Here is a 19,107-nt window from a genome sequence, read left to right as displayed (position 1 = left end):
CCCTATGAGTGCCCATCTTCGAAGCATCACTACTGGCAACATCATCCGTTCGATGGGGAGAAACAATTTGACAGCGCCGCAGGCGGACGCGTATGTTTATCCAGCACTTCGGAGGGTTATTCCATGGCTGACGAGATACCGCAAAGACCAGCAGAAGAACAGAAGAAGGACACCGTCCGCATCAACCTGCCCCCGGGCTTGACCGGTCGCGGTGCGACGCCCAGCATCACCCCTCCGACTCCCGCGCCTTCGAACCGCCCACCCTCGGGCCCTCCCGCGAATCCCGAAGAAGAGGCGAAGAAGGAAACTGCCGTCATGGGCCGTCCCGCGGAAACGCCGAAGCCCAAGAAAGACACGTCGCGCGTGCAGGTCACCGCGGCCAAGCCGGTATCGCCAGAATCACCACGTCCCACTGTAAAGTTGCGTCAGGATGCTCCTGCAGCGCCGGCTGCTGCTGGTACACCCGCTACGGCTGCGCACGCCGCCGCGCCCGCAATGGCCGGCGCATCGGATGGAGGCGGAGGCGCCTTGTCCCTCGTGGCGATGGTGCTATCGATCGCGGTGGCAGGCTATCTGGCATTCCTGGCCTTCATGTAAGCCGACTGAATCGAACCAGCCCTGCGCCGCATCTAAAGCCTCAGATACAAGACGGAGAGCATCCATGGGAAACGAACACATAGTTACTTTATCAACCGCCAATTTTGAGCAGGAAGTCGACAAATCCACGACCCCCGTGTTGGTCGATTTCTGGGCGACCTGGTGTGGCCCGTGCAAAATGCTCGGGCCGCTGCTCGACGAAGTCGCAGAGGAGCATGCCGGCAAGATCAAGGTTGCCAAGGTCAACGTGGACGACAATCAGGAACTCGCCACGCGTTTCGGCATTCGCGCCGTTCCCACCCTGTTGTTGTTCCAGGGCGGTCAGGTCAAGGAGACAATGGTGGGCATGACCGGCAAGAAGGATTTGGAGAAGAAGCTGGCGACCTACATCGCCTGATTTCCGTTTCCGTAAGAATCAACAGGGGCGCACAAAAGTGCGCCTGTTTTTTTTAGCGCAGGACTTTCTTCTGGATTGCCAGCAATTCGTCAATTCCCTCGCTTGCCAGTTTGAGCATCGCCGACATCTGTCGTTGCGTAAACGGCGCGTCCTCACCCGTTCCCTGGACTTCCACGAAGTGACCCTCGTCCGTCATGACCACATTCATGTCCACGGCCGCCTTCGCGTCCTCTTCGTAACACAAATCCAACAGCGGCACGCCGTCAAGCACACCGACGCTGATGGCGGCCACAGCGGATTTCAAGGGGCATTCCTTGAGCGTGCCTTCGCTTTGCAATTTGTGCATCGCGAGCATCACCGCGACGTATGCGCCCGTGATCGCCGCTGTGCGCGTCCCGCCGTCCGCTTGCAGCACGTCGCAATCGATCCAGATCGTCCGCTCGCCCAGCTTCTCAATATCGGTGACCGAACGCAATGCGCGCCCCACGAGTCGCTGGATCTCCTGAGTGCGGCCTTCGACGCGTCCGCGGGTCACCTCGCGCGGTTTGCGCGGCGCAGTGGCATAGGGCAGCATCGAATACTCGGCGGTAATCCAGCCCCCCTTCACGCCCTGTTCGCGCATCCAGCGCGGCACACCTTCCTCAATGGAGGCGGCGCACAACACATGCGTGTTGCCCATCTCGATGAGCACCGCGCCCGCCGGCTGCTTGACGTAATGCGGATGGATTTTTACCGGGCGAAGTTGATTGGGTCGGCGACCGTCGGCGCGTTTCATGGCCCGCTAGAATGGGCGGACGCGAAAGGTGACGCAAGCAATTTCTCGGCAACAGATCCACTCCGGCTGATGCGACCTTATAAGCCTGAAAATCCTTGAGTTCCATGACAATACATGCTTAGATCACGTCCTTATGCTTGCGGCGCTCCCCCATCGCGCGACCCGCGCGGCTTTGTCCAGTCGTTGCCGCTGGCTGGGAGTCCTGCTGGCCGTTTGTGCGCCATTCATTCCGCCGCAGGCCATGGCTGCGGGAACCTGGACAGCGCTGGCCCATAACGCGCCCGGTTCGGTAGATCTCATGCTCCTGCTCTCCGACGGCACGGTCATGGCGCAACAGGCCGGCGTGAGCAGCAGTTGGTATCGGCTCACGCCGGACATTCACGGCAGCTACGTCAATGGCACGTGGACGACGCTGGCCGCAATGCACGACGCGCGCCTTTACTTCGCCTCGCAAGTCCTCAAAGACGGCAGGGTCTTCGTCGCCGGTGGCGAATATGGCTCCGCGGGTCTGCATTCAGCGAATTCGAGCACGGCCGAGGTGTATGATCCCCTGGCCAACGTGTGGACCTCGCTTCCGAGTTCTGGAAAGGATTTCTATGACTCGGTATCGAAGACACTGCCCAATGGTAACGTACTCGTGGCGCCGGTTTACTCCGGCGGCACCGTCATCTTCAACTACGGCAGCAATACGTGGACGGACGGACCGAATTTCATCGGGGTTGACGATCAGGACGAAGCCAGTTGGGTGAAGCTGCCTGACGACAGCATCCTCACTATTGACCCGTTTGGCGTCAACTCGGAACGCTACATTCCTTCCTCGAACACGTGGGTCAATGATGGGGTTGTCCCGGTATCTCTCTATGACAGCCTTCTGAGTGAGCTGGGAGCCGCTTTCCTGTTGCCAAACGGTAAGGCCTTTTTTCTGGGCAGCACCGGGCACACCGCTCTGTACGCCCCGACAGGTACGACCAGTCCTGGCATTTGGACGGCCGGCCCCAACATTCCCAACGGGCAAGGAACGCCCGATGCAGCAGCAGCCATGATGGTCAATGGTAAGATTCTTTGCGCTGTGTCTCCGTCTCCCACGACCAACAATTTCCCCACGCCGACAAGCTTCTACGAGTATGATCCTGTCAGCAACGCTTTCACCCAGGCAAATGCTCCGGCGGGCGGCACCAGCGTCAATCACCCTTCCTATTGGACCGCCATGCTCGACCTGCCGGATGGGACCGTACTCTACTCCGAATTCAGCTCCCGGCTATATGTTTACCGGCCCGACGGCTCTCCACTGGCCGCCGGGAAGCCGGCCATCAGCAGGATCACGCCGAACGCTGACGGCTCGTATCACCTGACCGGCACACTGCTCAACGGCATCTCGGAAGGCGCGGCCTATGGCGACGACTGGCAGATGAACAGCAACTATCCGATTATCCGCCTCACTGATGCCGCCGGCAATGTCCGCTACGCGCGGACCTACAATTGGAGCAGTACCGGTGTCATGACCGGAACTACGCCGGAGACCACGGAATTCAGGTTGCCGACCGGTTTGGCTGCTGGAATCTACTCGCTGGTCGTTGTGGCGAATGGCATTAGCTCCGACCCGGTTTCGTTCTATACTCCGGATGCGTTACAAATCAAGCAACTGAACAACCAGGCCGTGATTTCCTGGCCATCATCCGCCACCAATGCCGTCCTGGAAGTTGCGACCAGCCTTGCTGCCGGCGATTGGACCGCGGTCACGTCGGGGGTGACAGTTGTCGGCAACAACTACGTCCTGACCAATAGCCCGGGCCTCAACCGTGGGTTTTTCCGTCTGCATGGTCATTAATACCGAGCGACCGGTTGAGTTGATCTAAAAGACGTCGTGCGGTGGACAGTTTTCAGATTGGCATGCCTTCACCGCCCTTGTGGCAGATCCTCGAGGCGCCCAAAATACGGCTGGTCACCAGACCCATTCGGATTTGCCGTGGCCAGGACTTGTAGTCGAAACAGTCGTTGCAGCGTGTCCAGACCGATGGGAGGCCGCCCGGTCCAGGGGTTGTCGATGAGCCAGTAAACTGGCCTCCCGGAACGCAGCAATTCGCGCAGTCGTTCGGGTTCCTCCGTGGCGACGAACGGTTCGAAGGAAGTTCGCGTTGCGTTCCCGTTAACATAGACTGCCAGTCCCCCTCGGTCGCGGAAGAGCGGCACGGCAAGACGTTTCGTGCCATGAATCAGGTAGGCATCAACGCGGAATGGATCGATATTGGTGACCATGACCGCATCCGGTTCCATGCGGTGAGTGGCTTGAGTGAAGACTTCGTAGAGATGTAAATCGTTGCCCGCTGGAAAACCCATTTGCCAGTTGTAAAACGCAAGTCCCGCAATCATCACGCCAACGAGGATCGTCGCGCTTACCCGCATAGACTGTACGGACAACCTTGTCACCACCACGGTTACGCCCAGGCCGTTCGCAAGACAGAACAACGGGACGAGCCGCATGAGGAACCGTTCGCCTTGATAGAAGTAGAGCATATAAAAGCCGATGCTGGCGAGCGCGGATGGTACCGCCCAAAGCAAGAATTGGCGCCGCTCAGGGTTTGTCCGCCAGGCTGCCACACACGCTGCAATGCCGACCGCGCCCAGCAATGTCCGCAGCCACACCAATAACTGGTAGATTCGGCGGCCGGGCAACTGCCAATAGAGTGGATTGCCCAGGACGCGCGTCGTGTCCGACTCTGCGAACACTGATCGGATGTAGAACATCCCATTCCCTTCGACCACCCCGGCGAATTGCCGATCGATTTTTTTCAACCGCAGAAACCCCGCGGTCGTGACGTATTGCGTGGAGAACATCGGTTGTGTGGAATCACCGGCATTTCCCCAGTAGCTGTAACCCGTCCGCCACGAGTTCCCGAATGTAACCTGGTGATAAACAGCCAGGAGAAGGAGCCAGGGCGCGAATCCAGACAGACAGAGCCCCACACGCCGCCGCCGCTCCGGCCACGAACCTGCGCCCAATAGCAACAACGCCGCGGTCGGCGCAACCCACAGCACGTTGTCGTAACGGACCGTGACGGCAAACCCAAGGAGGGCTCCAGCGGCGACATGCCGAAAACCTGATGGTTGTTCCGGGCGAACGGAAAACACCAGGGCCAGCACGCTCGCAAGAAGAAACACCGACGGCACTTCGCTCATGATCTTCTGCGAATACTGCCAGAAGCCGTAATGCGTGATCAGGAACAACGCGGCGAAACTGCCGCACAATCGTCCTCCCAACTTCATGCCCAGGATATATGCGACCACAATGGAACCGAGCGCGCAAAAAAGAATCGCGTAGATCCCGTTTCCGAGGAAATGTCCAGCCACCACGTACGCAGGTATCAACAAGAGCGGTAGCCCGAACGGATGCGCCGGCGGAAAGTCGTGGCCATACGCTGTCAGTACCAGCTTTCCCCGTTCGAGCAGGTTCACCGCGGGAATCGCCGAGTCTCCACCATCTTCCGGCAGGTTGGCGGCAAACTCGGGGGTCGCGTAGAACGAAAAACTCGCAAACAGGACCAACCCGAAGATGATCAACGCGTCGCACCAGCGCGACGCCAATGCTTCCTTCCAGGTGTCGACAGATAGAGAAGATTTATTCACACATTGACTCGCCTACGGACGGAACTTCTTCGCTGTTAGCACAACTCTGCCGCCAAACATAGAGGATTATTCAGCAGGGCGGGGAATTCTACCGTGTTGATCGAAAAAGCGCTCTTGCCCGGCAAGTGTTGGCGGTTTAGTATGCGGCCCTGAAGGTCTTGGAATGGGCATGGCCTTGAACTTTCCAACGTCATGCGCCCGTAGCTCAACTGGATAGAGCGTTGGCCTCCGGAGCCAAAGGTTGTGGGTTCAAATCCCGCCGGGCGTACCACTTCTCAAATGGGCGGTTTCATTCTTTCTCCATCTGGGCGCCTGCGCGACGGAACATCACGACGTGCTCTCCTCCAGCGGCGGGCACGTTGACGGCGACGGTGAAATTCTTCGTCGTGGCGTCGTATTGAACCGGCAATTCTTTCCCGTCAGCCAGTTGGCAGACAGGTGCAGCCTCGGCGAAACCATGAAGTGTCACCGCGGACTCACCGGCCGCCGTGAGGACCGTTACCTTCAAGCTTTCGGCGGATTCGCGAATGTCGGCGATGCGCTGTTTGCCGGTCGAAGCAATCTTGTCTGGGTCGCCAAGAAAAGCGATGCCCGATGGGCCGATCGGCGCGATGATCACGAACGCATATTGACTGCCTTCGAGATCGGCATCGTAGGCCTTGCCTGTCGCCAGTGTCACACCTCGTTTCCGAATCACGTCATAAACGTAAGCCGGCGACCGGATCCCGAACGCCGCCGGTGTGATGGTCCAGCCAGTGCCTGCATCCGACATCTTCTTTTTATCCGGCACGAAGGCGAAGCCGTACAATGTCCGGTGATCGCCGTGGTCTGTGCAGGTCCAGGCGCTGAGCAGGCCACCAACACCACGGGCCTCCCGCAAGTAGGTGTCATCCGTGGGAACCACCGGCCGGTCGGGCTTGACGAGGACACCATCCGCGCGGGCCGCGAGCCGGATGTTTTCCGGCGCTTCTTTGCCCATCGCGTCGCCGGTGCCAACCACGCCCGCGGAAAGCACGGCCACGATCATGTTGCCTTTCTCACCGCTCTTGAAGACATCACACCACGGCCACATCCCGAGGGCGGCGGCGAGTTGGGACGTGTACAGGAAGGGACGCCACTTTCCCGGTTCAAACCGGTCGCCACTGGTGCGGATGGTCGTGAGGTTGGAATACTTCGCCCCCTGCAGGAAATGGCGCGGTAACGCCATGCAATATTGCATCGTCAGGCCGTGATCGGCGCTCGCCGCAGCCATGCCGTCGGCGAACGCGTCGCCGAGTCCGACGGCGCGGCCCAGGTCGCTATTGAAATAAATCCGGTCCAACCAATCCTGCTCGTAACAGCAAACGCCATTCGTCGCGAGGTAGGTCATGCGGTCTTCCCAGTACGCGGGATCAATCGGGGCCACGCCGGAGAACTTGTATTGCTTTTGATAGGGACTTTCGCGGTCCACCCAGCGGCCATGCACCACCAGCGGCAAATTGATTTCTTTGTGGAACGCGGCCAGTCCCAGAGGGAACAGATCGGGGTCGGCCGTGTAATCCATCGTCCCCCCGTAGCGGTTCCACCGGCCGGCAGGCAACTCCGCAACCTTCTTCTCCTTGCCCTGCTTGCCATCGGGTTCCCGGGTGGATTTTTGGTACCACCAACTATCAAGTTGGAAATAGCCCAACGTGATGAACTGGCGCCGGTAACTTTCCAGCATCTTCAACAGCGTCCCGCGATAGCCGAGGTCCTTGTCGTATCGGTAATAGTAATCCGCTCCATTATCGGTCCAGTAACCGAAGCTTTTCAGCGTCGGATCGGCGTCATACGTCGGGCGCTTCTTGCCATACAAGTCGGTCAACATCTCTCCCCACGCCTGGAAAGTCGCCCCCACGCCTCGCCCGAAGACCAAGAGGCTCCGATGCGTCAGCGGCTTGTCCAACGTGCCGACCTCGGGGTTCAATCCGCTGGCGATTCCCTTCCGTCCATCGCCGGACAGGCGCGCAACAAGAAAGTTCGTAGCGGGCGAAATAACCGCCGTGTTGACCGCGTCATCGAATAGCAACCACGGGGTGCCGTTTTGTTCCAGCTTGAAACTCGGCGGCGCAAAGTTCTCCTCGCGATAACTGAACCCATGCAGGTTGGCGGGTAAACGGGTAAACGACGGGAACGCCACATTCGTCACATTCGCGCCGGCAGGTGCGTTCACCGAAAAGAGCACCGCAGGTTTATCGTCGTAGCGCCGGATGCCGGCCGAAAACTGCGCGTTCCAGCGGAACGTCACTTCGTGATATGCGCCAATCGCGTCCTGGCCCGACAACGTCTTGATCTCCTGGATCGGGTAACCCACGTTTCCAGCAAAGACCCACGACGGTTCGTGCACGCGAATCTCGTAGTCGCCATTCGTGGTCACCTGAACGCCGACCCCGCCCCTTGTCTCGGGCAACGTCACCGCCGCCCGGCAGTTGCCGGCCAACATTGCGCCGGTCACAATGCCAATCAGTATCAGGATCTTCCGCATGGCGGCATCGTAGGCTTTCAGGTTGTAGGCGTCAACTCACGCTGCATATGGTTTGACTGGGGTTTTGGTTTGAGGGAGAGTAATGTCGTAACGGAATAAAATGAAATCGCCCTCCATTGCCCTGACCATCGCGGCATCACTGGCCGCCATCACCACTGCCAACGCCTGGCTCGGCGATTCGGAGCCGACCCTCGTCCAGCGATATGGATCGCCCCACGCGGTGGAGATCAGCACGGGGGACATCCCCACTCAAAAAGGATACTACGTGGAACTCACGGAATCCTTCACCACGAATGTCAGCCTGATTGCCTCGACGAACGATAACTACAACCTCGATCTCGTGGAAACCCGCGAGCGCTGCACGTTCACGAAGGGCGGCCTGGACGTCACGGCCTATCTCGGCAACGCGGGCGAGAAATACGATGGTGTCGACTTTTCCGGCTTGTCCGTGCGCGAGGCAATCAACTGCCCTCTCACCTCGCGGAAGAACACGCATGGCGATAAAGTCGGACATTTCATGTTCTTTTCGCCAGCCGCGATCAGCGCCCTGTTGGAAAACAACAAGGGCAATTCCACGTGGGCCGATGCCTGGCGCCCCATCTCATTGATGCCGGGCATCTATATCAAGCGAACCGCCGACAAGTCGCGGATGGCCATCGCTTACGGAGCCTCGGAAAACGAAATCCATCGGCTGGAATTTCGCATGGTGGACGAAGCCGGCAAGTCAGCCGATTGAATTCTCGACCCCTTTTCGATCAAGCTGCCGGCAAGGGTGTCGATGATGGCGCTTCCATGTTTGGCGCGCCTTCGGTGGGAGCTTGTTCAGAAACTGCAGACGGTGGCGCCAGCAGTTCATCTGTCAAAGAACGGTAACATTTCGCCGCATACGAAGCGGTGTCGTACGTGGTAATGGGTTTCCCAAAACTCGGCGCTTCCGCCAACCGCACCGTCCGCGGGATAATTGTCTTGTAAACCTTGCCGGGAAAATGTTTGCGCACTTCTGCCGCCACCTGCTGCGCCAGGTTCGTCCGCCCATCGTACATCGTCAGGACGATCCCCTCCAGTTCCAGGGACGGATTCGCGCCGCTGTCGCGGATCTGTTGCAACACCCGCGTGATCACCGCCAAACCCTCCAACGCAAAATATTCCGCCTGCATCGGAACCAAAACGCTATCCACCGCCGCCAGTCCGTTCATCGTGAGAATGCCGAGCGACGGCGGACAATCCACAATGATAAACTCATACCGCTCCGCGTTCTGAATCGGCGTCAACGCAAACTGCAACCGCTGTAAATAGTTCTCCGCGCGCGCCACGTCCACTTCCGCCACCGCCAGGTCCACCTCGCTCGGGATCACATCGAGATGCTCCAGCCCCGACGGCTGGATCGAATCCGCCAACAACGCGCTGCCAAGCAGCGCCTTGTAAACGCTCCCACCCGAAAGTTTCTCCAACCCCAACGCGCTCGTCGCATTCGCCTGCGGGTCGAGGTCCAGCAACAGCGTATGCTTCCCCCGCTCAGCCAGACACGCCGCCAGGCTGACAGCCGTGGTGGTTTTGCCAACGCCTCCCTTTTGATTGGCCAGCGCGATACTGCGCGTACTCATTCCCCCGCCTTATAACCGAGATGAGCACCCCTCGCAAGGCTGTTATCCGCCCGGCCACCTTCCAATTCGTCGCTCGGAGGGACGCGCTCCGTCGCGTCCGATCGACTCAGCGCATGCGCATTCCCATTCCAAACGAACCGGATTGGAATTCCGTCACTTCCGCTTCGCATCAAGTTGCCCCTCAATGCGCTATCTCCTGTTTTACCACTCAAATGAATCCGGTTCGTTTCGCAGAAATGCATGTTTTTGCGGCCCCTCCTTGTCCGCCGTAGCCTTGGCGAAGGAGGATCCCCGTCCCCTTGAACGTTGAGTGTTGGATGTTGAGCGTTTAACGTTCATTTGTATTCTCCCCACTATACCCGCCCCCGAATACCACGTCCAGTAAAATTATCAATTTACGATATGCGCCTGGCAATCAGGACTAGGGTTGTAGCTGCGCTTCTGCGAAGCGCAGGTTCTGTTTCCACCGGACAAGTCCTTGGCGCAAGCCATGCATAATGTTTCGGAAGGGATCTTCCTCCCCACCTGCGTCCGCAATCCGCCCTCCCATCCAGGCCGCCGTCAATAATCAACGACCGACGCATCAACCCTCTCGCCCTTGAAAAATAAGGCTTGCAATCCTACAGGCCATTTGGTAATCTCCGCCTGTCTTCGGAAAGGCAGTCTGTTACGCCACGACGCGCGCTTTGCCGAAGGCCGTCGGGTTCGGGCACGGGTGGGTTAGACGAAAGGGAATGAAACGTGGGCGCTTGTTTGGCGAGCAAGATTCTCATTGAGGCTTCTCTGGGCCTGGCGACGATCCTTATAAGGGGTCACCCTTGCGGCTCTCCTGGCTCAATTTCCGGAATATGCAATGAGCCACTCCTGATCCCGTTTCTAGGGATTCTTCCTATTGCCGAAACATCTCGTGCCCGATTGTGTGAATGTTCACAGGGGGATACTCTCAATCCGGCTCGGCGTTGTATTCCATATTATTTCAGGGATGCAGGTGATATGTGATGAAAGAGCGCGAAGAAATCCGGCTGGAGATCGAGGAGCTGGAACTGCGGATTGCCCCATCAAGTGCGAACTTCCCGCCCGGGCAATTCCCCTCGGGCAACCCGGCGCACGCTCCCGGCAAGAGCAACCCGAACGACGTTCCCGCTACCAATCCGAGTAACTAATAGAGCAGGCGGCATGACGAAATGTACGAACCGTGAATGGTCAACCAGGAGGAGGGAGGTGACATCATGAACGAACGCGAAGAGATCAAACTCGAAGTCGAGGAATTGGAGGAGCGCATCGCTCCGTCGCAACCACCGGGACTACTCGGCTATGAAGGCCACCCCGGCAACCAGGGCGGACCGCAGCATCATCCGTAACCGTCTCGGAAGCACCAGCGAGGCCACCGGCTCACCCCCGGTGGCCTCGCTGCTCTAAATGGACACGACCCAATCCAACACTACAACGCAACCGAAGCTCCGCCGCGATCTGGTCTTGAGCGCGCAAGGCAATGGGGATGCCACGGCGCTCATTATAAAGGATCCCGCAACCGCGAAGTTCTTTCGCTTCCGGCAGGTTGAGGCGTTTGTGTTGCAACGGCTCGACGGCGCGACTTCGCTCGATGCGCTGCGACCGGAAGTGGAGCGCACCTTCGGCGTCGCCGTCGCGCCGGCCACTTTGGAGCAGTTCGTGGCGAAACTCGACCGCCTCGGCTTGCTCGCGAAAGAGGAAGAAACGGCGGTCTCTCACGCGCCACCGAAACGCGCCCGCGGGAGCCTGCTTTATCTCCGGCTCGCTTCCATCGATCCCGACCGGCTGTTGACGCGATTGGACCGGCTGTTGCGCTTCTGTTTCACGCCTGCCTTCGTCGTCTTGTCCGCCCTGTTGATTCTGGCCGGCGTTGGGATCACCGCCAGTAACTGGACGGAGATCCTGCAGGATTTTCGCGGGCTGTGGAGTTTTCAAACGCTGCTGGTGATGTGGGTGGTGGTCAGCGTGGCCATCACCTTCCATGAATTCGCCCATGGGCTAACGTGCAAACATTTTGGCGGCAGCGTCCACGAACTCGGCTTTCTCTTGCTGTATTTCCAGCCGGCCTTCTATTGTAACGTCAGCGACGCGTGGTTATTTCCGAAAAAATCCCGGCGACTGTGGGTGGGTTTTGCCGGCGCGTATTGCGACTTGCTTGTGTGGGCGTTGGCCGCATTCGCCTGGCGCATCACTGATTTCTCGGCCGGCCTGCATCGCATCGCGCTAATCATCCTGGGCACGTCTGTCATTCGGACGTTGTTCAACCTGAATCCGCTCATCAAACTCGACGGCTACTATCTGTTGAGCGACTATCTCGAAATCCCCAATCTCCGGGCGAAGGCGATGGCTTATCTGAAGCGACAATTGACTGATGTCACTCCTCGCGAACGGCGCATCTACATCGTTTACGGCTTGCTGGCCGCGACATATTCGTACTGGCTGCTCGCCTGGGTCGCGCTCTGGGTGGAAGGGTCGCTAACACGGCAGTATCAAGGGTCGGGATTCATCATGTTCAGCGCGTTGCTGGGGCTGGTGTTTCAACGACCACTGGGCACTGGTTATGCTAAACTAACGGGCGCAATGAAATCGGGACCGGCCACCCTCGGGGCGTTCCGTCGGCTAGCCAAATTCCTGGCGGTGCTCGTACCGTTGGGCGCGCTGCTGTTTTTCGTGCACATGGAGTTGAAGGTTGCCGGTGAGTTCAACGTCCTGCCCGCCCACAACGCCGATATCCGCCCCGAGGTCGAAGGCATCATTTCCGAAATCCTCGTCGACGAGGGCGATGTCGTCCGAAAAGGCGACCTCATCGCGCGGCTCTCTTCGCGCGAGTACAGTTCCGACCTGCGCCAGATCAATGCCGCGATCGACCAGAAACAGGCGAACCTGAAAATGCTCAAGGCCGGCTCGCGCGCCGAGGAACTCGACCTGGCGCGGACGACGGTGGAGAAAGGTCGCGAACGGGTGAAGTATGCCCGCGATCTCTACAACCTCAACAAACAGTTGTTCGACCAGAGCCTGCTCTCCCGCAAGGAACTGGCCGAGTCCGAAGAAGAAGTCAGCGTCCGCCAAAAGGAACTGGAAGAATCCCAGGGCAAACTCAAAGTCCTGCTGGCCGGCAGTCGTCCCGAGGAAATTGAAGCTACTGAAGCCGAGATTGCCCGCCTCGAATCGCAACGGCGCTACGACAACGAGCAAATTCAACGCATCGATCTCGTGAGCCCTATCGACGGTGTCGTCACGACGCACAAACTAAAGGAGAAACTTGGCCAGCATGTCCTCAAGGGCGACCTCATCGCCAAGGTCCACGAACTGAAAACCGTCACTGCCGAAATCGCCGTGTCCGAAAAGGAGATTGCGGACGTCGCCGTGGGCCAGAAAGTCCTCCTCAAAGCGCGCGCCTATCCCCAGCGCTTGTTCGAAGGCACGGTCACGTCCGTCGCCCCCACGGTGAACAAGCTCGAGAAAGAGGGCGTGGGCAGCGAGAAGACCATCCTCGTCACGACCCAACTCGACAATGCCGCGCTCCTGCTCAAGCCGGAAATGACCGGCACGGCCAAAATCTGCTGTGGCGACCGCCGATTACTCGACCTGGTGACACGCCGCCTCTCCCGGTATCTCCGTGTTGAGTTCTGGTCGTGGTGGTGAGCGCGGTTCATCGACACCCCATCCCCGTCTCCTTCCGTTTTAACTTCCCGTGTTTTGGGCAGCGCGCCCGATTGAAGGGTTGGTCACATGCTTCAACACAGCATCAACGCGTTCGCGAACGGCAAGATCACCGCGCAACTCAAGCACCGGACAAGTCCTTGCCGAAAGCCATGCTTGATGTTTCGCCAGGCTTCTTCCCCCTAAAATGCCGGCGTCATACTGCGCCGCCCATTCGAGAAACTCTTCATCGGCCCTCCCCAGATACGCAATCTCTCGGGTCCGCAAGCGCTCGACTCGAATGGCTGCGTCGAGGTACAGGAAGACGATCAGGTCGAAGGCGTTCTCCAACTCAAGGCCCCACTCCATGATGGAACCGGCCAGGACCGCGCTTTGCTTCGCCCGCACATCGCGGAGAACCGATGACAGCCGTCCGCGCGGTCTCGCTTGGCTGTGAACGGCGGCGTAGTAGGCAGCCAATAATAGTCATCAGCGTCAAGGTGAGCAATCCCCAGCTCCTTGGCCAGCGCCGCGCCGAGCGTTGAGGTACCCGAACCCGAAGCACCCGTGATGAGGATCAGCATGGTGGAAAGTCCTTCTCGTGAGATCAGACCGCGAGACTAACTTTCATTTACGGGCAAGTCAACCGGTGGCCGGCTTACCTTCTTTTGCTCTTTGAAGTCTTGTGACTTTTCTTACCGCGCAACCTCGTCGCTTTTGCGGGCAATTTCTTTTTCTTGGCTCGCTTACTGTTCAGGCTGGTTCGGCGCCGCGCAGGAGACCTCTTCCTCGTCGTCTTCACGGCCCGCGCTTTTTTACCCGGGGATTTTCGCGCCACCCCATCCCGCTTCGCCGTGGTCTTGCCCTTGGCCCTGGCTTTGCGTATTGGGACTTGTTGCACGGGGGCTTGTTGCGCTGCGGCCTCCTCGACCTGGCGCGCATGCTCCGCTTCCCGCTGCTGAAGCTCATCCTTTACCTTTACCAGAGCGTCCGAACTGTTGAAAAAAACCAGTAGGCGTTCGGCGGGAGATGTCCGATTGAATGGCAGCTTGCTATCAGTGTTCAACCCGGCGTCCCATACCGTTAGGTCTTCCGTATACAGTTGCTCGATCAGCGTCAACGCCGGTTGAAATTGTTCATCGGTAAAATGCTCGGCCATCAAGGCCAGAACTTGTTTACCCTCACTCGTCTGCTCCAACTGATCTTTATTTACCATACCCCAAGGTAAGCGCTACGACACCCCCATACAATGGGGCATTCACCCTATTATGCTTCAGGAACACGTCTGGTTCAGCCGTAAAAATCGCCGTGTGATCCCTGGCAGGATCACACGGCGATCAAAGAGGGCGCGCTCTGCCCATTGGTGTTGCGCTTTAGAACCCGACGTTCACGCCGGCCCGCACCAGGGTGTAATTCGCGGTCTTATCGGGGAATACTTCGCGCGCATCAGCGAATAGTCCCAACTGGCGGCAGAACTTGTATTCCAGTCCGCCACCGCCATGCCACGTATACTGCGGGATGTCCTTAAACTGCCGCCCGCCGCCGCCGAAGCCGTACACCGCCAGCTTGGATAGCTGCTCCGGCAAAGGTAACCGCAGAATCACGCTGCCATTGACCCGATAGGGCAATTTCCATTCTGCGATATACGTATCCGCGCCAAGGCCCACGTATCGCGTGAAGAAGTACGTCAATCCCAGTCCACCACCAAGTTCCTCCTTGGTGGAGCCTTCGCGATCCCGCGTGGCGTACGTGCCGAAGGCCTGCAAGCTGAGTTGATTCGACGGAAAGGGTTCACAAGAGGTGTTATCCCATTTCTTGGTCGTCACCGTTGTCGTCTCAGTAGTTACCTGGGTGTCGGTGGTTGTTCGAGTCGGTTGAACCCCATCATCGGCCATGACACGAGTTTGTGCGGTGACCGCGCTCGCTACTATACCGGCTGCAATCCATTTTCTTACATTCAACTTATACCTCTTGGTTTGTTTGTTATACTCATGCCTCTTCCCGTCTCCACTTCTGCATGAGACTGGCGTGTTCGGGTAGAATCCGTTTGGATCCCAACCCGTGTGTTCCATTTTGGATATTCAAAGGTAGTCCGGGCAACCGTGTGGGTACTATGGGGTGTTGACCTACCGTAAACTGCACAAATCTGTCCCCCGGCGGCTTCTGCAAGCGGTTAGGGGACAAAAGTCTCAGTGGTCGAACCCAAAAACCATCAACCCCGCTATTCTGGAGACCAATGAGTGGTGAACTGAGCGCGGCGCATTCAACTGATGAGTGCGCCACTTTCATTTACCGAATCCCCGACTCCATCCGTATCAACTTCCCGTTCGTCGTCATCTCCAGCTTCTTGCTATAAATCCTGGCTCATAATTATAAATAGATTGTCCCCGCACTATCATTCGAGTAAATATCTTCACACAAAACCAAGCAGCCTAATGAAACGATTATCCTCATGATCCGACCCCCGTCTCCTTTACGCAAAACTGTGGCGTCCCTTTTCCTTGTCGCATTTTGTCTTTCAACCTCAAATCTGTTAGCGCAATCACCGGTGACGCTGCAGGCCGACATCAGCAAGCCCGGGAGAGTCGTGCCTCCCGATTTCTGCGGGCTAAGTTACGAACTCAAGCTCGTGCTCACCAACGCCACCACGGGCGGGCATTATTTCCGTCCGGACAACAAACCGCTGGTCAACGCCTTTCACACATTGGGGATAAAACATCTGCGCGTCGGCGGCAACACGGCCGAAAGGTCGACCGTTCCCATCCCGGACCGGGCGGATATTGACAGCCTGTTCGCTTTTGCCAAAGCCGCCGACATCAAAGTCATCTACACCGTGCGAATGGAGAGCAACTCGCCGCCCGCTGCGGCCGCAATCGCAAAATACGTCATGGACAATTATAAACCGTATGTCTCCTGCCTGACGGTCGGCAACGAGCCCGACAAGCCGTGGAAATATCCGGCGTATCTGGAAGAGTGGAAAAAGTTCACCGCCATCATCCTGTCGCCGGAGTATGCGCCAGACGCAAAATTCTGCGGGCCCAGCACCACACCGCAAGGGGTTGAATGGTCCAAGTCCTTTGCCAACGACATGGGCGGCTGGGACCATCTGGCGTACGTGACCCAGCATGATTATCCACGAAAAAATGGTGAGGTAGTGACCAATGCAGTGTTGGCAGCCGATGGGCGTCAGCGCCTGTTATCGCCAGACATGTACCAGGTATATCAGAAGTTTCACGACGTATTTGCGCCCGCCGTCAAAGCCAAAGGCATTGGGTATCGTCTCGAAGAAGCCAACAGTTACAGCCGCGGCGGCGCCGTCGGCGTGAGTGACACCTTTACCGCATCGCTATGGATCGTTGACTACTTGTATTGGTGGGCTTCCCACGATGCGCTGGGAATTAATTTTCACACCGGCGAGAAAGTCATGCGGGGGTTGCCCGGACCGGAACGACCGAATGTCTATACGGCATTCACATCATCACCGAACGGACTTACGGTTCTGCCAACCGGGTATGGAATGAAGCTGTTCAATCTGGGCAGCCAGGGCCGATTGGTCCCCATCAGCGTTTCTTCCAACGCCGACAACCTCAATCTGGCGGCTTACGCTACGCTGGCTCCCGACAAGACGCTTTGCATCACGGTCCTCAACAAGGAATACGGCGCAACGGGACGCGCGGCAAAACTGACCATCGATGCGGGTATGCCCTCGGTACCGGCGGAAGTGATTTTCCTGTCAGCTCCTCAAGGCGATATCACAACGATTACTGGAATCACGGTCGGCAATGCGCCAATCAAGGAAGACGGCAGTTGGGATGGAAAATGGTCGCAATTGCTAGCCGCTGCCAAAGACGGCTCGATCACCGTGACGGTGCCAGCCGCTTCCGCAGCCGTTATCAAGCTCCAAGGAAAGTAAACTTTGGCTGTAAACCGGTGAAGGGATCGATTTGCTTCTCATCATCGCGCACGACCACACTAAGAACCATCGAACTGATCCCATTTCGTTTGGTCCCGCTGCGCCAGCTTAATGGGCCAGCGCGTGCGTTGCGTGTGTGACCGCCGCTCCGGCTCGCAGTGAGGCGGCGACCATCGCGGCCTCGACAATCTCTGCCTCAGCAGCACCTGCCTTGCGCGCGTTACCGCTGTGGATATCGATGCAATACGGGCATTGAGTCGTAAGTGCAACAGCGACCGCGATCAACTCTTTGTACTTTACCGGAATCGCTCCTTCGGCGACGGCCGCCTTGTCAAAAGCCCAAAACGCCTTCATCACTTCCGGCGCGAGGCCGTCCATCTTCTTCAGCTTGGCCAGGTTTTGTTTGTTATACATTTGTCATATCCATACATGTTTCGTTCGTTTCGTTCAGAATTAGAGTTTCCAACTACAGAAATGTTCCCACGGACTTTCGCACGCGGTTTTCGTGGCAAGCCCTACGGCTCTTTCACCCGGAAGAACTCCTGCGGTACACCGTTACTGATGGGCACAGCCACCGGCATGATCAGGCCGTTGCCGGAAAAATTCGTGCACGCAAACCAGTTCGTCGTCGTCAGATCCAGGTTGGCCTGGACCGTATAGCTCTGGCTGGAAACCGTCAGGAAACTCAGCGCAAAGTTGCCGCCCGCCAGGTTCACCGAGAGAATCTGTGGCGGCGGCGGGACAATCTGCACGGGAATGTGGCGTTCAATGTATGTACCATCGCCCAATTGCCCGCTCTGGTTGAAACCCATTGCCCACAAGCTCCCATCAGATTTAATAAAGAGGCTGTGATAAAATCCGGCCGTAACCGCCGTGACGCTATTGGAAACGATTCGCACGGGTATCGAGCGGTTGTTGGTTGTGCCGTCGCCCAACTGGCCAAACACATTCCGGCCCATCCCCCAGAGGCTGCCATCGGACTTGAGAAACAGGCTGTGGGCGCCGCCAGCCGCGGCAGCCGTAACATTATTGGAGACAATCAACTCGGGGGTCGTGTGGATGGTGCCGTTCGTGCCGTCACCCAGCTCACCGGCGGTATCGTTCCCCATCGCCCAAAGGCTACCGTCCGTTTTCACAAAAAGGCTGTGGTCCCCGCCCGCGGCAATCGCCGTGACATTGCTGGCCACAATCAACTCTGGCGGCAGGTGGTTCGTGGTGGTGCCATCCCCCAACTGGCCGTACTTGTTCCAGCCCGTGGCCCAAAGGCTGCCATCCGGCCTGATAAAAAGACTGTGCTGCTCTCCGTCCGCAATCACCGAAAAAACATTGCCCGCCGGGTTGGACAGGACCTGTTCCGGCACGGCTTGATTGTTGGTGGTGCCGTCCCCCAACTGGCCGCTCGCGTTGTAACCCATCGCCCAGAAACTGCCGGGGCCGTTCGGTGGATGAAACTTTAGGAAAAGGCTGTGCACGGCTCCAGCGGCAATCAACGTTACCTCGTTGGATACGATCAGTTCGGGAATGAGGACGTCATTGGTCGTGCCGACACCTAACTGGTTCAGAAAATCCGCGCCCATGCCCCACACGCTGCCATCCGGCCTTCCAAAAAGCGTGTGATAGTCTCCCGCGGAAATCGTCGCGACGTTGCTGGAGACAATCAGTCCGGGAGCATTCGTGCCGCCAACGCTGAAACCGTCGCCCAACTGCCCATGTGGGTCGCCCCCCATGCCCCACAGGCTGCCGTCCGACTTGAGAAAAACGCTGTGGAAAACTCCGGCGGAAATCTTCGTCACCGTCGCGGCCCGGACAGCAATCGCCGGCAACAACAACAGCAGGACGAGCCCGCAAAAAATCCCGTCTCGATGCAGTCGCCAGATCATGGATAACCGCGAATGCCGCGATGTTGATTCGCAAACAATCATCCGCCACGCTTAATCCTTCTCGTAAAGAAGCGAAGCTGCTGCAACCCACGCCGCTAAATGGCAACCGGGAACTTCCGTAGAGTGTACCCGGAAGGCAAGGAAAATCAATGAAATTTGA

The 19,107-nt window shown here is 58.0% G+C and carries 17 protein-coding genes and 1 tRNA gene; 9 read left to right on the top strand and 9 right to left on the bottom strand.

Annotated elements, in window-relative coordinates:
* Nucleotides 1-123: 123 nt before the first annotated feature.
* Nucleotides 124-597: a hypothetical protein gene (locus VNL17_05090; GenBank protein ID HXI83449.1), complete on the top strand. Its 474-nt coding sequence runs from the start codon at nucleotides 124-126 to the stop codon at nucleotides 595-597.
* 64 nt (nucleotides 598-661) lie between these two features.
* Complete coding sequence (trxA, locus tag VNL17_05085) at nucleotides 662-994, top strand: thioredoxin (GenBank protein HXI83448.1); 333 nt, start codon at nucleotides 662-664, stop codon at nucleotides 992-994.
* Nucleotides 995-1,046: 52 nt separating this feature from the next.
* Here trxA and rph read toward each other — a convergent pair whose 3' ends face one another.
* Nucleotides 1,047-1,769: a ribonuclease PH gene (rph, locus tag VNL17_05080; protein ID HXI83447.1), complete on the bottom strand. Its 723-nt coding sequence runs from the start codon at nucleotides 1,767-1,769 to the stop codon at nucleotides 1,047-1,049.
* 133 nt (nucleotides 1,770-1,902) lie between these two features.
* Between rph and VNL17_05075 the strand changes: the two genes are divergently transcribed.
* Nucleotides 1,903-3,597 carry a kelch repeat-containing protein gene (locus tag VNL17_05075; GenBank protein ID HXI83446.1) on the top strand — a complete coding sequence of 565 codons (1,695 nt, stop codon included), beginning with the start codon at nucleotides 1,903-1,905 and terminating at the stop codon, nucleotides 3,595-3,597.
* Between the two features lie 68 nt (nucleotides 3,598-3,665).
* Here the strand turns inward: VNL17_05075 and VNL17_05070 are convergent, their stop codons facing one another.
* On the bottom strand, nucleotides 3,666-5,393 hold the full coding sequence (locus VNL17_05070; protein ID HXI83445.1) for a hypothetical protein: 1,728 nt from the start codon (nucleotides 5,391-5,393) through the stop codon (nucleotides 3,666-3,668).
* Between the two features lie 194 nt (nucleotides 5,394-5,587).
* Here VNL17_05070 and VNL17_05065 point away from each other — a divergent pair.
* Nucleotides 5,588-5,664: transfer RNA gene (locus tag VNL17_05065), tRNA-Arg, on the top strand.
* An 18-nt stretch (nucleotides 5,665-5,682) separates the two neighbouring features.
* Here VNL17_05065 and VNL17_05060 read toward each other — a convergent pair.
* On the bottom strand, nucleotides 5,683-7,896 hold the full coding sequence (locus VNL17_05060) for a hypothetical protein (protein ID HXI83444.1): 2,214 nt from the start codon (nucleotides 7,894-7,896) through the stop codon (nucleotides 5,683-5,685).
* Between the two features lie 100 nt (nucleotides 7,897-7,996).
* On the opposite strand from VNL17_05060, the gene VNL17_05055 reads away from it, so the two are divergent.
* The gene (locus tag VNL17_05055; GenBank protein ID HXI83443.1) at nucleotides 7,997-8,632 is read left to right on the top strand and encodes a hypothetical protein; all 636 of its coding nucleotides are present in this window, start codon (nucleotides 7,997-7,999) and stop codon (nucleotides 8,630-8,632) included.
* Nucleotides 8,633-8,651: 19 nt separating this feature from the next.
* Here VNL17_05055 and VNL17_05050 read toward each other — a convergent pair whose 3' ends face one another.
* Complete coding sequence (locus VNL17_05050; GenBank protein ID HXI83442.1) at nucleotides 8,652-9,500, bottom strand: ParA family protein; 849 nt, start codon at nucleotides 9,498-9,500, stop codon at nucleotides 8,652-8,654.
* Between the two features lie 998 nt (nucleotides 9,501-10,498).
* Between VNL17_05050 and VNL17_05045 the strand changes: the two genes are divergently transcribed.
* From VNL17_05045 to VNL17_05035, 3 genes are all read left to right on the top strand, one after another.
* Nucleotides 10,499-10,663: a hypothetical protein gene (locus VNL17_05045; GenBank protein ID HXI83441.1), complete on the top strand. Its 165-nt coding sequence runs from the start codon at nucleotides 10,499-10,501 to the stop codon at nucleotides 10,661-10,663.
* A 66-nt stretch (nucleotides 10,664-10,729) separates the two neighbouring features.
* Complete coding sequence (locus tag VNL17_05040) at nucleotides 10,730-10,861, top strand: hypothetical protein (protein ID HXI83440.1); 132 nt, start codon at nucleotides 10,730-10,732, stop codon at nucleotides 10,859-10,861.
* 58 nt (nucleotides 10,862-10,919) lie between these two features.
* Nucleotides 10,920-13,157 (top strand): efflux RND transporter periplasmic adaptor subunit, encoded by a 2,238-nt coding sequence (locus VNL17_05035; GenBank protein HXI83439.1) that lies wholly within the window; start codon nucleotides 10,920-10,922, stop codon nucleotides 13,155-13,157.
* Nucleotides 13,158-13,196: 39 nt separating this feature from the next.
* Here VNL17_05035 and VNL17_05030 read toward each other — a convergent pair whose 3' ends face one another.
* The 3 genes from VNL17_05030 to VNL17_05020 form a co-directional block, all read right to left on the bottom strand.
* A complete protein-coding gene (locus VNL17_05030; protein HXI83438.1) occupies nucleotides 13,197-13,562 on the bottom strand; it encodes a hypothetical protein in 366 nt (121 codons plus the stop codon).
* 250 nt (nucleotides 13,563-13,812) lie between these two features.
* On the bottom strand, nucleotides 13,813-14,370 hold the full coding sequence (locus VNL17_05025; GenBank protein HXI83437.1) for a hypothetical protein: 558 nt from the start codon (nucleotides 14,368-14,370) through the stop codon (nucleotides 13,813-13,815).
* Nucleotides 14,371-14,527: 157 nt separating this feature from the next.
* On the bottom strand, nucleotides 14,528-15,115 hold the full coding sequence (locus VNL17_05020; protein HXI83436.1) for a hypothetical protein: 588 nt from the start codon (nucleotides 15,113-15,115) through the stop codon (nucleotides 14,528-14,530).
* A 587-nt stretch (nucleotides 15,116-15,702) separates the two neighbouring features.
* On the opposite strand from VNL17_05020, the gene VNL17_05015 reads away from it, so the two are divergent.
* Nucleotides 15,703-17,067 carry a glycosyl hydrolase family 79 C-terminal domain-containing protein gene (locus VNL17_05015; protein HXI83435.1) on the top strand — a complete coding sequence of 455 codons (1,365 nt, stop codon included), beginning with the start codon at nucleotides 15,703-15,705 and terminating at the stop codon, nucleotides 17,065-17,067.
* A 108-nt stretch (nucleotides 17,068-17,175) separates the two neighbouring features.
* On the opposite strand, the gene VNL17_05010 is transcribed toward VNL17_05015, so the two are convergent.
* Together VNL17_05010 and VNL17_05005 are read right to left on the bottom strand one after the other, a co-directional pair.
* The gene (locus tag VNL17_05010) at nucleotides 17,176-17,481 is read right to left on the bottom strand and encodes a carboxymuconolactone decarboxylase family protein (protein HXI83434.1); all 306 of its coding nucleotides are present in this window, start codon (nucleotides 17,479-17,481) and stop codon (nucleotides 17,176-17,178) included.
* Nucleotides 17,482-17,582: 101 nt separating this feature from the next.
* The gene (locus VNL17_05005) at nucleotides 17,583-18,947 is read right to left on the bottom strand and encodes an RCC1 repeat- and reductase domain-containing protein (protein ID HXI83433.1); all 1,365 of its coding nucleotides are present in this window, start codon (nucleotides 18,945-18,947) and stop codon (nucleotides 17,583-17,585) included.
* Nucleotides 18,948-19,107 lie beyond the last annotated feature (160 nt).

The sequence above is a fragment of the Verrucomicrobiia bacterium genome (assembly GCA_035577545.1).
In the GTDB taxonomy this organism is placed as follows: Bacteria; Verrucomicrobiota; Verrucomicrobiia; order Palsa-1439; family Palsa-1439; genus Palsa-1439.
Note: the sequence above shows the minus strand (reverse complement) of the source record. Positions and strands in the feature narration are given on the sequence as shown.

Excerpts from the sequence above, each read along its gene's own strand:
- VNL17_05050 (HXI83442.1), bottom strand. The coding sequence starts at position 9,500 with ATGAGTACGCGCAGTATCGCGCTGGCCAATCAAAAGGGAGGCGTTGGC.
- VNL17_05035 (HXI83439.1), top strand. The coding sequence starts at position 10,920 with ATGGACACGACCCAATCCAACACTACAACGCAACCGAAGCTCCGCCGC.
- VNL17_05055 (HXI83443.1), top strand. The coding sequence starts at position 7,997 with ATGAAATCGCCCTCCATTGCCCTGACCATCGCGGCATCACTGGCCGCC.
- rph (HXI83447.1), bottom strand. The coding sequence starts at position 1,769 with ATGAAACGCGCCGACGGTCGCCGACCCAATCAACTTCGCCCGGTAAAA.
- VNL17_05025 (HXI83437.1), bottom strand. The coding sequence starts at position 14,370 with ATGGTAAATAAAGATCAGTTGGAGCAGACGAGTGAGGGTAAACAAGTT.
- VNL17_05040 (HXI83440.1), top strand. The coding sequence starts at position 10,730 with ATGAACGAACGCGAAGAGATCAAACTCGAAGTCGAGGAATTGGAGGAG.
- VNL17_05005 (HXI83433.1), bottom strand. The coding sequence starts at position 18,947 with ATGATCTGGCGACTGCATCGAGACGGGATTTTTTGCGGGCTCGTCCTG.
- VNL17_05045 (HXI83441.1), top strand. The coding sequence starts at position 10,499 with ATGAAAGAGCGCGAAGAAATCCGGCTGGAGATCGAGGAGCTGGAACTG.
- VNL17_05075 (HXI83446.1), top strand. The coding sequence starts at position 1,903 with ATGCTTGCGGCGCTCCCCCATCGCGCGACCCGCGCGGCTTTGTCCAGT.
- trxA (HXI83448.1), top strand. The coding sequence starts at position 662 with ATGGGAAACGAACACATAGTTACTTTATCAACCGCCAATTTTGAGCAG.
- VNL17_05010 (HXI83434.1), bottom strand. The coding sequence starts at position 17,481 with ATGTATAACAAACAAAACCTGGCCAAGCTGAAGAAGATGGACGGCCTC.
- VNL17_05090 (HXI83449.1), top strand. The coding sequence starts at position 124 with ATGGCTGACGAGATACCGCAAAGACCAGCAGAAGAACAGAAGAAGGAC.
- VNL17_05060 (HXI83444.1), bottom strand. The coding sequence starts at position 7,896 with ATGCGGAAGATCCTGATACTGATTGGCATTGTGACCGGCGCAATGTTG.